The sequence below is a fragment of the Amycolatopsis japonica genome (assembly GCF_000732925.1).
Taxonomy (GTDB): Bacteria; Actinomycetota; Actinomycetes; order Mycobacteriales; family Pseudonocardiaceae; genus Amycolatopsis; species Amycolatopsis japonica.
Map to the genome: position 1 here is coordinate 4003312 of NZ_CP008953.1, position 14816 is coordinate 4018127.

Below are 14816 nucleotides of genomic sequence, written 5' to 3' on the forward strand. Positions count from 1 at the left end.
ATGCCCCTGAAAGGCGGGCGTCGGCGCGCTGTGGGCTCGGGGGAGAAGCGTGCGAGACGATCATCCGGTTATCGCGGCGGCGGAGGCCGGGGATCTGGAGCGGCTGACGGACTTGCTGAGCGCCGAGCCGGAAGCCGTGAACGTCAGGGGCTGGATGGGCGTCACTCCGCTGATCGCGGCCACCTGGAAAGCCAATTCCGCCGCAGCGGTCCGCTTGCTGCTGGAGCATGGCGCGGATCCGCTTGCCGTTCGGAAGAACGGGGACGGAGCGCTGCATTGGGCGGCCAGCGGTGAGGTGGCAAGGCTGGTGGCTACAGCGGCCGGGCCGCCCGGACTGGCTGCGCGTTACCTGTTCGCCCAGACGCCGCTTCACGTCGTGGTCGAAAAAGGTTACGTGGAAGTGGCGCGGGCCTTCCTCGCCGCCGGCGCTGACCCTGCGCTGCTCGATGAGCACGGACACACACCACTGGATCTGGCCGACGACCCCTGTATCGCGCGCCTGTTGATCGAGGCCGGCGCCCCGCACCGGACAAGCCGATCGAGCACGCCGCTGCACGATGCCAGCCGACGGACCGCCACTGACGCGGTCTGGGAGCGGGTCGTCGATCTGCTGCTCGAGCGTGGCGCCGATCCGGGCGTGCGGAATGAACTCGGAAAGCTGCCTTCTGATCTGGTTGGCGAGCAGGGGCCGCAGGATCTGCGGGACCGGCTGAACGCCTTGGTGGTGGCATCCGGGCGTTCGGTGGAACTGCTACCCGACGAGGTAGCGGTGAGCCCGCAGCACCATGTTGCGGCTCGTCCGGATCGGCCGGAGGCGCTGACCGCCATGTATTCCGGCACGGTACTCGTGCGGTGGCAGCTGATCCCGACGCTCACCCCGGTCGAGATCATCCGGGGGTCTGGGCGGAAGCGCAGTTTGGGCCCCTACACCGCGGGCGCCACGCTGGCCTCCGCCGACCAGGAGTCGGTGTGGCTGCAGGATTGGGATGATCTGCGGCGATCTCGCCAGGTCCCCAAGGAGCTGCTGCCCGAGGACCTGTACGCCACCCCGGTGCTCTCTCCCGACGGACGGCAACTAGTGGTTCCTTCCTGCGAACGCGTGCATGTGATCGACCTCGATCGCGGTGAGATCGTCGGCGAGCTGGGCGGCTTCGGTGATTGGAGCGTGGAGCCGCGGTTCGCCCCGGATGGGAGGACACTCGCCGTCGGCAACTCGATGCAGGGCAGCTGGTGGCTGACCGTGCTCGAACAAGGCGACGACGGGAATCTCCGGCAGCGCTACGAACGCGAGGACGGGCTCCCCACGGGTAACGGTCCCGAGATCGTCACTGACATCGCCTTCACCCCGGACGGGCACAGGTTCGCGACCTGGGTACGGCCCGACCACGGCCGCCGCGGGCCCGACGGCTACCGCGGCCTCGTCGCCACCACCTGGACACGGTCGGGCGAACCTGCCTGGCATCTGCACGTGGACGACGACATCACCGGCGCCCCAGGACACGCCACATCGGCGTCGCTGTGTTTCACCCCCGACGGCTCCTGGCTCGCGGTCGGGCTTGATTCGGGTGTCCTGTGGCTCAACGCCGAGTCCGGTACACCCGCACGCCACGACCACACCACAGGCCCGGTGAATGCCTTGGCAGCTCACCCCGACTTCGGCGTACTCGCCGCCACTGACCACGGACTACGCCTCGTCGATCCCGTTCCTCGTTGAATCACATCGGCAATCCCCCTTGCCGGTAGGTCAGGAGAGGACTTCGCCGAGCTTGTCCAGCCCTTCCTTAACCCCGTCCTCGACGCGCCGGTACGTGTCCGCCCCGGTGACCAGGCTGTCCGCGATGCCGCCGACCGTTTCCACTCCCGCCGTCAGCCGGTCGCCCGCCGCCGTGACGTGCTTGGTCAGCGCGTCGCTGAAGGTGGTCGCCGCGGGCACGTCGCCGAGCAGATGCGGCACGAGTTGCAGCCGCGACATCGCGCCGGCCGCGGTGCTCAACGTCGACGTCGCCCCGTCCAGGACGCCCGCGGCACCGACCAGCGAGTCGGGGTCGGTTTCGTATCCGGCGTCGCCGGGGGAGAGCGCGCCGTCGGGGTCGAGGCCGAGTTCGTCCAGGGAGATCCTGGTCAGCTCCGGTTCGTCCCACTTCGAGCCTGGGTTCTTCTGGTAGCCGTAGGCGCCGGATTCGTGCGCCAGCACGATCTCCCCGTCGATTTCGACGGCCTCCTCGACGCCGTGGGAGTCGTAGCCGTCCTCGTTGCCCAGCTCGCCGCCCTTCAGCTCGATCTCTTCGCGATCGTTGAAGTCGTACCACTCCGGCGTCCGGTCCTGCCGGTAGAACTTGCCGCTGTGCCCGTCCGAGGACGAAAAGATGAACTCGTCGTCGCGCACCACGACACCCTGGACGTTGTTCGGCGTCTCGATCGGATCTCCGGCTTCGTCCGGACGGGGTGAGCCGTCGGGGCCGACCGGGACTTCGTAGAGCCGGTTGTTGGTGTAGTCGCCCACGAAGAGTTTGCCTTGCGCGTAGGTGACGTAGCTGTGGGCGGGTGTGTCGACCACGTCCACGGCGTTGACCGGTTTGCCGCTGTCCTGCGCGGCGTCGAGTTCGGCCTTGTCGTAGACGTACACGTAGCCGTTGGACGACACCCAGACGTGCTCGCCGTCCGTCGCGACGCCGCCGGTGTGCGTGGGCGCGCCGACGTCGCCATTGCCGTTGAGGTAGACGTTCCCCGTTTCCACGCCGGTCTCGTAGTCGACGTAGGTCAGCCTGCTCGGCGTCAGCCCGGGGCCGATGGGGCTGTCGCCGGAGCCGTCCCCATCACCGTCGTGGTATGAGCCCACCAGCAGGTTCTCGCCGTCGTAGGCCAAGCCCTGGGAGGTCCACGGCTCGCCTGGGTTGACGCCGCTGATGTCGGCGTTGCCGTCGCTGTCCCAGCCCTCGCTTCCGCCGCCGTCGGTCGTGGCCGCCAGCGCGGTGAGCCGGCTTTCGTAGGTCTGCTGCGCGACGGTCAGGGCCCGGATGGTCTTCATCGCGATCTCCGGCGCTTCGAGGAGGTCGGTCAGGCCGAGCTTGCGCCAGGGGCCGATGGCGGTGTCGGCCGACGTCCGCAGCGCGGAGTACGCCTTCGCGGCGCCCTTGACCGCCGCTTCGGCGGTGTTGAGCTGGGTGTACACCTCGGCGACGGTTCGCGAGGACTGTTTCGCCTTGCCGACGAACTCCGCCGCCGCTTTCCCGCGCCAGGACCGGGCCGCTCGCAGGGCGCCGTCGGAGATCCCGTCCGCCACGGTCTGCAACGACGTCTTGGCGTCGGCGATGGTGGCGCCGACCTCGGCGATGCCCGCCGCGTCCCCCGACGTGAGCTTGGCGTAGAGCGGTTCGGGATCCAGGAACGGCATCGGCTTCTCCTCGGGCAAACCCCTGGTCAGGGCGGGTCGTGCGCGTTCAGACGTCGGAAGGCCGACACCGGTTCCCCCGCATCACCCACCCCCTCCCCGGGGTCAGGCCAGCATGCCGCCGTCCACCCGCAGGACCGCTCCGGTCACGTAGGAGGCGCGATCGCTCAGCAGCCACGCCGCGGCCTGCGCGATCTCCTCGGGCTCGGCCACCCGCCCCAGCGGGGTCTGGGCGTTGAGCCGCTGCAGGATGTCCGGCGAGCTCTCGACCCACTCGGAGAACATCTCGGTCAGCGTCGTGCCGGGTGCGACGGCGTTGATCCGGATCCCTTCCGGGCCGTAGGTGGCGGCGGCCGACGCGGTGAGGCTGTTGACGCCGCGTTTCATCGCGCCGTACGCGGGGAGTTCCGGGTTGGCCATCAGGCTGCCGACGCTGCTGTTGTTGACGATGGCGCCGGTCTTCGCGGTGGCGCGGATGGCCTCGATCTCGGCGACCATGGCCAGCCACGGACCCTTCAGGTTCACGGCATAGATATGGTCGAAATCGGCCTCGGTCACCTGGTCCATCGGGCCGGGCGGCACGTTGGTCGCGCCGTTGTTGAACGCGACGTCAAGCCTGCCGTGCAGTTCCACCGCGCGGTCGACGGCCGCGCGGATGCTAGACGCGTCGCCGAGGTCGCAGACGACGTGGTCCGCGATGCCGCCCTCCGCGCGGATCTCCTCGGCCACGGTCTTCAGCTGGGACTCGGTGCGGGCGGCGAGCACGACGCGGGCGCCTTCCCTGGCGAACAGCCGCGCCGCGGCGGCGCCGATACCTCGGCCGGCACCGGTGATGAAGGCGACCTTGCCCTCGAGCAGGCCTGAAACAGTCGTTGTGGTGGTCATGGCACCGAGGGTTCTCCCGCTTTCGGCGCCTATCCAGGCATCGGCGGTACCTGGCTGGCGGGCCGCCATCGTCCACACTGGAGTGGTGGACAGACGACAACTGGCGGACTTCCTGCGCAGCAGGCGCGAGCGGATCACCCCCGCCGACGTCGGCCTTCCCGCCGGGCCACGCCGCCGCACCCCCGGCCTTCGGCGCGAGGAGGTGGCGCAGCTGGCCTACATCTCGACCGAGTACTACACGCGGCTGGAGCAGGCTCGCGGTCCGCGTCCCTCGCGTGAGGTGCTGGGCGGGCTGACCAGGGCGCTTCGGCTGTCGGATGTGGAACGGGACCACCTGCACCACCTCGCCGGCGCGCCGCCGGGACCACCGCCTGGCCCGTCGCGTGAGGTCCGGCCGAGCATTCTCGCGCTGCTGCACCGCCTTCCGCAGGCGGCGGCGATCGTGCTGTCGGCGACCTACGAGGTGCTCGCCTGGAACGACCTCGCCGCGGCGCTGATGGAGGACTTCTCCGCGCTGCCCCGGCGGGACCGCAATCTCGTGCGCCGCGCGTTCCTCGGGCCGCTGCCGGAGGGGCGGCGGCTGTACGGGGTGTCCGATGTGGACGAGTTCGCGGCGAGCGCGGTCCGGAATCTGCGGGTCACCGCGGGCCGTTATCCCGACGACCCCGAAGTCGCCGGGCTGATCCGGGAACTCCTCGACGGCAGTGAGGAATTCGCCCGGCTGTGGGCCGCGCACGACGTCTGCGCCGCGCCCACGCTGTGCAAGACGTTCCAGCACCCGGTGGTCGGCCCGGTCAGCGTGAACTGCGACGTCCTCGACATCAGCGACCGGGACCAGCAGGTCGTGATCTACACCGCCGATCCCGGCACTCCGTCGGAGAACGCGCTGCGGCTGCTATCCGTCGTCGGGACGCAGCGGATGGACGCTCCGCTCTGATGGTTTTGTAGGTTCCCTCGATACCAGCGGGTCGATCCTGAGCGCGATCGCGAGCGCGAAGCGGCCTGCCGGGTCGTCGATCGTGCCGCCGAACAGCGTCCGCAACTGCCGGATCCGGTACCGGACGGTCTGGACGTGGACGTGCAGTTCGACGCCGATCGCCTGCGGCTGATCAGGCCGCGCGAGCCAGGCGGCGAGGGTCGTGGTGAGCCGTTGCCGCGCCGGTTCCGGGAGACCGGCCAACGGCGCGAGGACGTCTTCCGCGAACTCGGCGGCGAGTTCGGGATCGGCGGTCAGCAGCAGATCGATGCGGTGATCGGTGGTGTGGACGAGGGGACTGTCGCCGAGCGCGCCGGTGCGGGTCAGCCGCCAGAGCGCGCTCGCCCGGCGGGCACCGAGCGCGGCCGAGCGGAGCGGCACGATCGGGCCCACGCCTGCCTGGTCGTCGCCGAGCAGGTCCCGCAACCGGCCGAGGTACCACTCGAGCCGGTCGGCGGGCATGACCACCGCGGTCAGGTCGTGGTGACGGCCGACCAGCACCCGCCCCGGCATCCGGTCCAGCAGCTGGGGTGCGACATCGGCGCTGGTGACCGCGACGACGAGCCTGCCGGGCAGGACCCACATGGCTTGGCTCGCGGCGTCTTCGAGCAAATCCCGGCTGGCGGCCGGTTCGGCGAGCAGGAGACCCAGGAGCCGGTCCCGCCGCGCTTGCCCGGCCCGCGCCGCCTGTGAGCGTGCTTCGGCGTATCCGTCGGCGGCCGCCGCCGAGAGTTCCGCGATGAAGGCGAAAAGCGCCTCGCCGAGTTCGACGATCGCCTGGGTCGGCAGATCCACCGCCGGTGCCGCCGAGGTCAGCTGCCGCCACACGCCCAGCGCTGCGGATTGGTAGAAGCCGAGCATCTCCTCGAGGCTGCGGCCGGCGGTGTGCTGGGCCCGGCCCTGCGCGCGGTAGACCTCCCGGTCGGTGGTGATGTCGGGATGGCCGATCTCGCTGAAGAAGGCGTGCAGCGCGACGTCGAGGGTGACTTGGAGGTTCGCCGCCGTCCGGTCGTCCAGCGGGGTCCGCAGCCCGGCACGGACCTGGTCCATCGCGGCGGACGCGATCGCGGCGGTGTCGGGCTCCAGGCGGGTCAGCACCGAGGCGTCGAGCCTGCGCCAGGGCTGTGCCGACGCCTTCGTCATAGAGGGAACCTACAAAACTCCGATCAAGAACGCGCGCCTCCGTTCTAGTGGTTCTGCCCGCTCCGGCGGACGCTGACCGCAGCATTCGACGACGCATGCAGGAGGCGGCAGTGACACGCTGGGGAAGAATCGCCCGGATCGCCGCGGTGGCGGGCACCGCACTGACCCTCGTCGGAATCGGGACACCGGCCCTCGCCTCGGCGGAGCGGCAGGTGTACGTCGCGATGGGTGACTCGTTCTCAGCGGGCTCGGTGGTGCTGCCGCAGTCCGATCTGCTCACCTGCGCCCGGTCGGCGATCAACTACGCGGGTCTGCTGGCGAAGCAGATCGAGGTCGACGAACTGCGCGACGTCACCTGTGGCGCCGCGACCACGGCCCATTTCACCAACCCGCAAAAGGGCATCATCTCCGGCACGAACCCGCCGCAGTACGACGCGCTCTCGGCCGACACGACACTGGTGACCGTCGGCATCGGCGGCAACGACATCGGTTTGGTCGGGCTCGCGACGTCGTGCGTGAACCTGCTGCCGGTGGGTGCTTCGTGCAAGGCGGCCAACACCACGGGCGGGGTGGACAAGTACGCCACCAAGATCGACGCCTTCGCCGCGACCTACGGCACGGTGATCGAGACGATCCGCCAGCGCGCGCCGAAGGCCGAGATCGTCATGGTGGGCTATCCGACCGGGATCAAATCCGGTGGCTGCTGGCCACTCGTCCCGGTCCTGCCGCAGGACGCCGACTACATCCAGGCCAACATCGACCGGCTCAACGCGCGGATGGCCGAGCAGTCCGCCGCGCACGGCGCGAAGTACGTCGACATCCGGACGCCGAGCATCGGTCACGACGCCTGCCAGCCGATCGGCGTCAAATGGATCGAAGGGCTGATCCCGTCGGTGGTGAACAACAGTTTCGCCCCGCTGCACCCGAACGCCGCCGGTCTCGCGGCCGTGGTGCCGAGTATCCGGAAGGTGCTGTAGCGCCGTCGACGGGCATGTCTCGTGAGTCGTGGCTCGCCACCGAGGCCTAGCGCGCCCCCTCGGACTTTAAAAAGGGTCACTTTTCGAGATCAAAGCGCCCGAGTTGGGTACTTTGCGTAGTACTGGCCGCGGGTCGTGAGTGGCAATGGTCGTTCTAACCCTCTTTGCCACTCACGACCCCGCGCGAAACTGGACTTACAGGCACACCAGCAGTACGTGAAGGCCCCCTTCACCTTGGGTTCTAGTGGTGGTTGCAACACCTGAGTTGTTCAGGGGTTGTGTTGTTCGAGATCCGTATGGATCGGTCGCCTCAGGGGCCGAAGAAGCTGCTTGCCGAGCGCCGGGCATATCTTGATCTTGTGGCGCAAGGGATGGGCACTGCTGAGGCGTGCCGGATCGTGGGGATCAACCGCCGGACCGGGCATCGGTGGCGGCAAGGACGCGCGAGTCAGACGGGGCGGAAGGCCGGCAGGCCTTCCGCCCCGCCGTCGTGCCCGTCCGTGCCGGAGTCGCCTTCCTCGGACCGCCTGCCTGCGGGCGGAGCACGGGTTCCGTCCACCTGGTTTCTGTCTCAGGACGAGCGGCTTCTGATCGCGGATCTGGCGCGGGCCGGGCACGGCCCCCGGGAGATCGGCCGCCGGATCGGCCGCCCGGCCTCGACGGTCAGCCGGGAACTGGGCCGCAACGCCGATCCCGCCAGCGATGAGTATCTTCCCTATTCCGCGCAGGCCCGGGCCGACGCTCGCCGGCCCCGGCCCAAACCTGGCAAGATCGCGGCCAACCCCGAGCTGCGGGACCGGATCCAAGACATGCTGGACGACCGGTGCAGCCCCGAACAAGCCAGTAACCGGCTGCGCCGTGATCACCCCGACCAGCCGGAGCTGCACGTGGCCCACGAAACGATCTATCAAGCCCTGTATGTCCAAGGCCGCGGCGAGCTGCGCCGCGAACTCAAAGCCGCGCTACGCACCGGCCGCACCCAGCGCAAACCCCGCGGCAACGGCGAGCAACGCCAGCCCCGGTTCACCACGCCGATGGTGATGATCAGCGACCGCCCGGCCGAGGCAGACGACCGCGCCGTCCCCGGCCACTGGGAAGGCGACCTCATCATCGGCGAGAACGGAGCATCCGCGATCGGCACCCTGGTCGAACGCTCCACCCGCTACGTCATGCTCGTCCACCTCGGACAATCCCGCACCGCCGAACACGTCCGCGACGCCCTCGTCACCACCATCACAACCCTGCCCGAACACTTACGCCGCTCCCTCACCTGGGACCAAGGCGCGGAAATGGCGCGACACCACGAATTCAGCATCGCCACCAACATGCCCGTCTACTTCTGCGACCCCCACGCACCCTGGCAACGCGGCTCCAACGAGAACACCAACGGCCTGCTCCGCGAATACTTCCCCAAAGGCACAGACCTGAGCGTCCACACCCCCGACCACCTCACCGCCGTCGCCGCCCAGCTCAACCGCCGCCCACGCAAAACGCTCGGCTGGGACACCCCAGCCGAGCGCTTGACCAAACTCCTCACCGAAACCAGTTGATCACCCGTGTTGCAACCATCCCTGGAATCCACCCACTGCGTCTAGCGCAGTGAAGGGGGCCTTCACGTACCTCAAGCAGGTCAGGCGGTCGGCGACCAGTACAGGAGCCGGTTCGGGGAACCGGAGCCCGGGTTGGTCACCTTGCCCGGGGTGGCCGCGTTGATCAGCGCGGTGGCCACCTGCGCGGGCGTGGCGCTCTTGTTGTTCTGCAGGTAGCGGGCCGCGACGCCGACCACGTGCGGGGTCGCCATCGAGGTGCCGCTGATGGTCTTCGTCGCGGTGTCGTTGGTGTTCCACGACGACGTGATGTTCGTGCCCGGCGCGAAGATGTCCACGACGCTGCCGTAGTTGGAGAAGCTGGAGCGCGCGTCGGTGTTGGTGGCCGAGCCGACGGTGATCGCCTGGGTCACGCGGGCGGGGGAGAAGCCCGACGCGTTCGAGTTGGAATTCCCGGCGGCCACGCCGTAGGTGACGCCCGCGGCGATCGACCGGCGGACGGCGTCGTCGAGCGTGCTGGAGGCGCCGCCGCCGAGGCTCATGTTGGCCGCGGCCGGTTTGACGTGGTTCTTGGTGACCCAGTCGATACCCGCGATGACCCCGGCGGTGGTGCCGCTGCCGGAGTTGTTCAGCACGCGGACGCCGTAGACGGTGGCGCCCTTGGCGATGCCGTACTGCGAACCGGCGATGGTGCCGGCGACGTGGGTGCCGTGGCCGTTGCCGTCCTGCGCGACGGCGTCGTTGTCGACGAAGTCGTAGCCGTTGCGGGCGCGGCCGCCGAAGGTCTGGTGGCTGATCCGCACGCCGGTGTCGATGACGTAGACGTTCACGCCCGCGCCGGTGCTGGTGTAGCTGTACTTGTTGTCGAGCGGCAGGTTGCGCTGGTCGACGCGGTCGAGGCCCCAGGACGGCGGGTTGGTCTGGGTCGCGTCCGCGTGGACGACCTGGTTCTGCTCGACCGAGGCCACCGACGGGTCGGCGGCGAGGCGCTTGGCCTGCCGCTCCGACAGTGTCGCGGAGAAGCCCTTGAGCGAGTTGCTGTAGACCTGCTCCACCTTCGCGCCGAAGCGGTTCGCCAGCGCGCCCACGACGCCGGTGTCCTTCAGCGTGACGATGTAGCTGTTCGGGATCGCTTCGGCGGATCCCGCGGCGAGGATCTGTCCTTCGGCGGCTTGGGCGGGAGCAGCGGTCACGCTGATCGCCACCGCGACCGCGCTCGCCATCCCGGCACGTGACAGCCAACGCGCTTGTCTCGTCTCTCGCATGTGTTCGTCCTGTCGTTCGCAGGGGACCGGCCGGTCAAGACCACAGCGGCGGAAAGGCGGTCCAGCTCGACCGCATGGGACGGCACCTGCCGATTCCCACGGGGATCGAGGTTATTGAGCGCATGACATGTCCGAATCGACTGAATGGGGCAGGACCCGACCTTCGTCTGGCGGCCATTGGCGGCGGGTGCCCTGCACGGAAAGTGTGCTCCGTACCCTGTGGCTGGAACACCTTGCCGAGCTTCTGGAGTCCGAACCACCGTGCCAGCCCTTTCCAGCCTGCGAGCCGACTGCGAGAACTGCTTCGGCCTGTGCTGTGTCGTCCCGGCCTTCGCGGCGTCGGCCGATTTCGCGATCACCAAACCGGCGGGTCAGGCGTGCCCGAACCTGCGCGAGGACTCCCGGTGCGGCATCCACGACAAGCTCCGCAAGAAGGGCTTCACCGGCTGCACGGTCTACGACTGCTTCGGCGCGGGCCAGAAGGTCTCCCAGGTCACCTTCGACGGCGAGGACTGGCGCAAGTCACCGAAGACGGCCAAGACGATGTTCGCGGTCTTCCCGGTGATGCGGGATCTGCAGGAGCTGCTCTACTACCTCACCGAGGCGGCCTCGCTGCCGACGTCCGCGCCCATCCGTGACGACCTGGCCGAGATGATCGACCGGACCGAACGGATGACGCTGGACACGCCCGGCGTGCTGCGGAAACTCGACGTCCACTCGCATCGGGGCGCGGTGAACGGGCTGCTGCTGCGCGCGAGCGAGCTCGCCCGCGCCGCCGTGCCGGGCAAGAAGAAGGACCGGCGCGGCGCCGACCTCATCGGCGCGAAGCTCAAGGGATCGAACCTGCGCGGAGCGCTGCTGCGCGGGGCGTATCTGATCGGCGCGGACCTGCGGGGAGCCGATCTCCGGCAGGCCGACGTGACCGGGGCGGACCTGCGTGACGCCGACATCCGCGGCGCGGACTTCCGTGACACGCTCTTCCTCCTCCAGTCGCAACTGGACGCGGCGAAGGGCGACGCGACGACGAAACTGCCGGACTCGCTTTCCCATCCGGCGCACTGGTAGGCCTGCTACGCCGTGTGGATGATCTCCTGCTCCCAGTCTTCTCGCGGCTGCGTGTGCAGCCGCCAGTAGTGCTCGGCGATGTCGTCGGGGTCGAACGGGGTTCCTTTCGCGACGGGTCCGGCGACGGTCACCGTGGCGACGTGTACTCCTGAGGGGCCGAATTCCTTGTCCAGCAGGGAAACCAGCGCCCGCACGCCCGCTTTCCCGAGCGAGAGGCTCGTGTAGGCGGGTACGGCTTCCGGCATCCCGCCGGTCACGATGATCGTGCCCGATCCGCGCTTCGCCATCCCGGGCGCGACGTGCGCCGCGGTGGTGATCGCTCCGACGACGTTGACCGACCACGCCGCGAGATGCCGTTCGACGGACAGCTCGCCGGGGGCGTCGGCCTGGATGATCGCCGCGTTGTAGACCACGACGTCAGGCTCGCCGTGTTCCCGCACCGCGGTGTCGAGAGCGGCCTTGAGGGAAGCCTCGTCGGTGACGTCGGCGGTGAGTGCCAGCGCGGTCCCGAGTTCGGCGGCCAGCGGTTCCAGGGTCGCCGAACGGCGGGCCAGCAAGGTGATCGGCAGCCCTTCCTTGGCGAAGCGGTGCGCGACCGAGCGGCCGATACCCGGTCCCGCGCCGATGATCACTGCGCCTGCCATGTGCTTCTCCTTCTGAGTGAGGTGCGCCGACCGTAGGGCCTGACATCGATGTGAAGGTCAAGTCCGCACCGCAAAGTGTTCACCGGATGAGCGGTTTGCCTGCGAGACTGGGCGCCATGCGTGCCGATCGCCTGGTGGCCACCCTCCTGTTGATGCAGGCGCGTGGCCGCGTCACGGCTTCCGAACTGGCGGACGAACTGGAGATCTCGGTTGCCACCGCGCGACGTGACCTCGAGGCGTTGTCGTCGGCGGGTGTCCCGGTGTACCCGCAGCCCGGCCGGGGCGGCGGCTGGTCGCTCGTCGGCGGCGCGCGGACCGACCTCAGTGGACTGTCCGCGTCGGAGGCCCAGGCGCTGTTCCTGCTCGCCGGTCCGGCCGCGTCGATCTCGCCCGAGGTGAAATCCGCGCTGCGGAAGCTGGTCCGGGCCCTGCCGGACACGTTCCGCGCCGATGCGCAGGCCGCCGCGGACGCCGTCGTCATCGATCCGTCGCGGTGGGGTGAGCGGGAGAAGGAACGGCCCGAGCTGCTCACCGTGCTGCAGGCCGGGATCGTGCGCCGCCGCAAGGTCCGGTTCGGCTACGCGAAGAAAGGCGCGGAGCCGGTCGAGCGGGTCGTGGATCCGTGGGGGCTCGTGGACAAGGACGACATCTGGTACCTCATCGCGGGCACCGAGAAGGGGCAGCGCACCTTCCGCGTCGATCGCATGTCCGATGCCGAGGTCAGCGACCTGCCCGCGGGGCGGCCGGACGACTTCGAACTGTCGCGGGCGTGGGAGCAGGTGGTCGACCGGGTCGAGCATCGGCGTTCTGGGCTGGACGCGACCGTGCTCATCGCCGAGCGGCATCTGCCGATCCTCCAGGACCACTTCGGACGGCAGGCACGTGTCGAGGAAACGCTCGAAGACGGGCGTGTGCGGGTGACGGTGTCGGCGCCGGTGGCGTGGATGATCGCGCAGCAGCTCGCGGGCTGGGGTTCGATGATCGAGGTGTTGGGCCCGGAGTCGGTCCAGGAGGAACTCGCGCGGATCGGCGCGGAACTGGTCGAGCGTTACGCGACGCCGGCGCGGTAACCCTGCGGGCTGACACCGTGTTCGCGTTTGAACGCGGTGCTGAGCGCGAACGAGCTGCCGTAGCCGACCTGCCGGGCGACCGCGCCGATGGTGACGTCGGGGTGCTGGCGCAGGAGATCCGCGGCGAGCGCGATCCGCCAGCTCGCGAGGTAGGCCATCGGCGGTTCGCCGACGGCGGCGGTGAACCGCCGGGCGAACGCGGCCCGGGACACGCCGGTGTCGGCCGCGAGGCTCGCCACGGTCCACGGTTCGGAAGGCTTGTGCTGCAACAGTTTCAGTGCGCGTCCGACGACCGGATCGCTGTGCGCGCGATACCAGGCGGGCGCGGCGGCGTCGGGCCGGTCGAACCAGGTCCGCAGTGCCGCGACCAAAAGCAGGTCGAGCACGCGGTCCAGGACGGCTTCCTGGCCGGGCGTGTCCTTGACGATCTCGCCGGCGAGCAGCGTCACCAGCGGGTTGTCCCACTCCTCGTCCCGGACGACCAGCAGCGACGGCAGCGCGTTGAGGAGCCGTTTGCTGATCTCGCCTTCGAGCGGATAAGTGCCGGTGAGCAGGACAACGGGGCCGTCCGGGTCGTCGCCCCAGGTCCGGACGCCGAGATCCGACAGCTCGGTGAGGTGTTTCCCGTCCGGCGTCAGGCATTCCTGTCCCGGCAGGATCATCGCCTGCGGTGGGGTGGCCGGGTCGTCCGCGACGAGATACGGGTCCGGACCGCGGGCGATGGCGATGTCACCGGTGCCGAGGCGGACCGCGTCCCCGCGATCGGGCACCACCCACGACTCACCACGGACCTGCGCCATCACCGTCAGCGGCGCCTCGTCCTCGATCCGCAGCGACCACGGCGGGGTCATGACCGACTTCAGCAGGAACGCGCCGCGGGCGCGGGGTCCATCGAGCAGACCGGCGAGGGGATCCATAGCGCAAGGGTAGACGATGAAACATGGAATAGAGCCTTTGAACTATGTTACGTCTCATTCGTAGGCGCTTGACTAGTGCCATGACAAACACGAAGAACAACGAGACGGTCCTGGTCCTCGGCGCGACGGGCAAGACGGGGAGCCGGGTCGCGCAGCGGCTGACCGATCTGGGGATCGACGTCCGGAAGGCTTCACGGCCGGTGTTCGACTGGGACGACCGCTCGACCTGGACGGCCGCGGTCACCGGGATCAGCGCCGCCTACCTGACCTACTACCCCGACCTGGCCTTCCCCGGTGCCGCCGAAGCGATCCGCGACTTCTCCAAGCTGGCCGTGGAACACGGGGTGCGGCGGCTGGTCCTGCTGTCCGGCCGCGGCGAGGAGGAGGCCGTGGTCAGCGAACAGGGTGTCCGGGAGTCCGGTGCCGAGTGGACGGTCGTGCGGGCCAGCTGGTTCGCGCAGAACTTCAGCGAGCACTTCCTGCTGGAACCGGTGCTCGCCGGGGAGATCGTGCTGCCCGCCGGGCCGGTGACCGAGCCGTTCATCGACGTCGAGGACATCGTCGACGTGGCCGTCATGGCGCTGACCACCGACGGGCACGACGGCGAGGTCTACGAGCTGACCGGCCCCCGGTTGCTGGGTTTCGCGGACGCGGCGGCGGAAATCGGCAAGGCTTCCGGGCGGGATGTCCGGTACGTTCCGGTCTCCGCCGCGGAATTCGCGGCGGGAGCGGCCGAACAGGGCGTGCCGGAGGAGGAGATCGAGGGCCTGACCGACCTGTTCACGCGCATCCTCGACGGCCGGAACTCCTCGCTCACCGGTGACGTCGAGCGGGTGCTGGGCAGGCCCGCGAGGGACTTCTCCGAATACGCCGCGAAAGCGGCGGCCACTGGGGTCTGGAATCGATGAAACGAGCTGGAATCGGAAGGGAGGCGAC

General features: G+C 69.3%; 13 protein-coding genes. 7 read left to right on the forward strand and 6 right to left on the reverse strand.

Going from position 1 to position 14816, the window contains the following annotated elements; genetic code table 11:
* Positions 1-49 precede the first annotated feature (49 nt).
* Positions 50-1714: an ankyrin repeat domain-containing protein gene (locus AJAP_RS42510; protein ID WP_051972505.1), complete on the forward strand. Its 1665-nt coding sequence runs from the start codon at positions 50-52 to the stop codon at positions 1712-1714.
* A gap of 30 nt (positions 1715-1744) precedes the next feature.
* On the opposite strand, the gene AJAP_RS18670 is transcribed toward AJAP_RS42510, so the two are convergent.
* Positions 1745-3394 carry a WXG100 family type VII secretion target gene (locus AJAP_RS18670; RefSeq protein ID WP_038513412.1) on the reverse strand — a complete coding sequence of 550 codons (1650 nt, stop codon included), beginning with the start codon at positions 3392-3394 and terminating at the stop codon, positions 1745-1747.
* A gap of 102 nt (positions 3395-3496) precedes the next feature.
* A complete protein-coding gene (locus tag AJAP_RS18675) occupies positions 3497-4276 on the reverse strand; it encodes an SDR family NAD(P)-dependent oxidoreductase (RefSeq protein WP_038513415.1) in 780 nt (259 codons plus the stop codon).
* Between the two features lie 85 nt (positions 4277-4361).
* On the opposite strand from AJAP_RS18675, the gene AJAP_RS18680 reads away from it, so the two are divergent.
* Complete coding sequence (locus AJAP_RS18680) at positions 4362-5213, forward strand: helix-turn-helix transcriptional regulator (RefSeq protein ID WP_038513417.1); 852 nt, start codon at positions 4362-4364, stop codon at positions 5211-5213.
* Here the strand turns inward: AJAP_RS18680 and AJAP_RS18685 are convergent.
* A complete protein-coding gene (locus AJAP_RS18685) occupies positions 5172-6395 on the reverse strand; it encodes a PucR family transcriptional regulator (protein WP_038513420.1) in 1224 nt (407 codons plus the stop codon). The genes AJAP_RS18680 and AJAP_RS18685 overlap by 42 nt on opposite strands.
* 110 nt (positions 6396-6505) lie before the next feature.
* Here AJAP_RS18685 and AJAP_RS18690 point away from each other — a divergent pair, with 110 nt between their 5' ends.
* Together AJAP_RS18690 and AJAP_RS18695 are read left to right on the forward strand one after the other, a co-directional pair.
* Complete coding sequence (locus AJAP_RS18690) at positions 6506-7372, forward strand: SGNH/GDSL hydrolase family protein (protein ID WP_228694978.1); 867 nt, start codon at positions 6506-6508, stop codon at positions 7370-7372.
* A 371-nt stretch (positions 7373-7743) separates the two neighbouring features.
* The gene (locus tag AJAP_RS18695; protein ID WP_228694848.1) at positions 7744-8922 is read left to right on the forward strand and encodes an IS30 family transposase; all 1179 of its coding nucleotides are present in this window, start codon (positions 7744-7746) and stop codon (positions 8920-8922) included.
* Between the two features lie 80 nt (positions 8923-9002).
* On the opposite strand, the gene AJAP_RS18700 is transcribed toward AJAP_RS18695, so the two are convergent.
* Positions 9003-10184, reverse strand: coding sequence for a S8 family peptidase (locus AJAP_RS18700; RefSeq protein ID WP_321167124.1), 1182 nt, complete (start codon positions 10182-10184; stop codon positions 9003-9005).
* Between the two features lie 261 nt (positions 10185-10445).
* Here AJAP_RS18700 and AJAP_RS18705 point away from each other — a divergent pair, with 261 nt between their 5' ends.
* A complete protein-coding gene (locus AJAP_RS18705) occupies positions 10446-11249 on the forward strand; it encodes a pentapeptide repeat-containing protein (protein ID WP_038513426.1) in 804 nt (267 codons plus the stop codon).
* A gap of 5 nt (positions 11250-11254) precedes the next feature.
* Here the strand turns inward: AJAP_RS18705 and AJAP_RS18710 are convergent, their stop codons facing one another.
* Complete coding sequence (locus AJAP_RS18710) at positions 11255-11893, reverse strand: SDR family NAD(P)-dependent oxidoreductase (protein ID WP_038513429.1); 639 nt, start codon at positions 11891-11893, stop codon at positions 11255-11257.
* Between the two features lie 116 nt (positions 11894-12009).
* Here AJAP_RS18710 and AJAP_RS18715 point away from each other — a divergent pair, with 116 nt between their 5' ends.
* Complete coding sequence (locus AJAP_RS18715; protein ID WP_038513432.1) at positions 12010-12963, forward strand: helix-turn-helix transcriptional regulator; 954 nt, start codon at positions 12010-12012, stop codon at positions 12961-12963.
* Here AJAP_RS18715 and AJAP_RS18720 read toward each other — a convergent pair.
* A complete protein-coding gene (locus AJAP_RS18720; RefSeq protein ID WP_038513434.1) occupies positions 12942-13880 on the reverse strand; it encodes an AraC family transcriptional regulator in 939 nt (312 codons plus the stop codon). The genes AJAP_RS18715 and AJAP_RS18720 overlap by 22 nt on opposite strands.
* Positions 13881-13960: 80 nt before the next feature.
* On the opposite strand from AJAP_RS18720, the gene AJAP_RS18725 reads away from it, so the two are divergent.
* Positions 13961-14788, forward strand: coding sequence for a Rossmann-fold NAD(P)-binding domain-containing protein (locus AJAP_RS18725; protein ID WP_038513436.1), 828 nt, complete (start codon positions 13961-13963; stop codon positions 14786-14788).
* Positions 14789-14816: the final 28 nt, after the last annotated feature.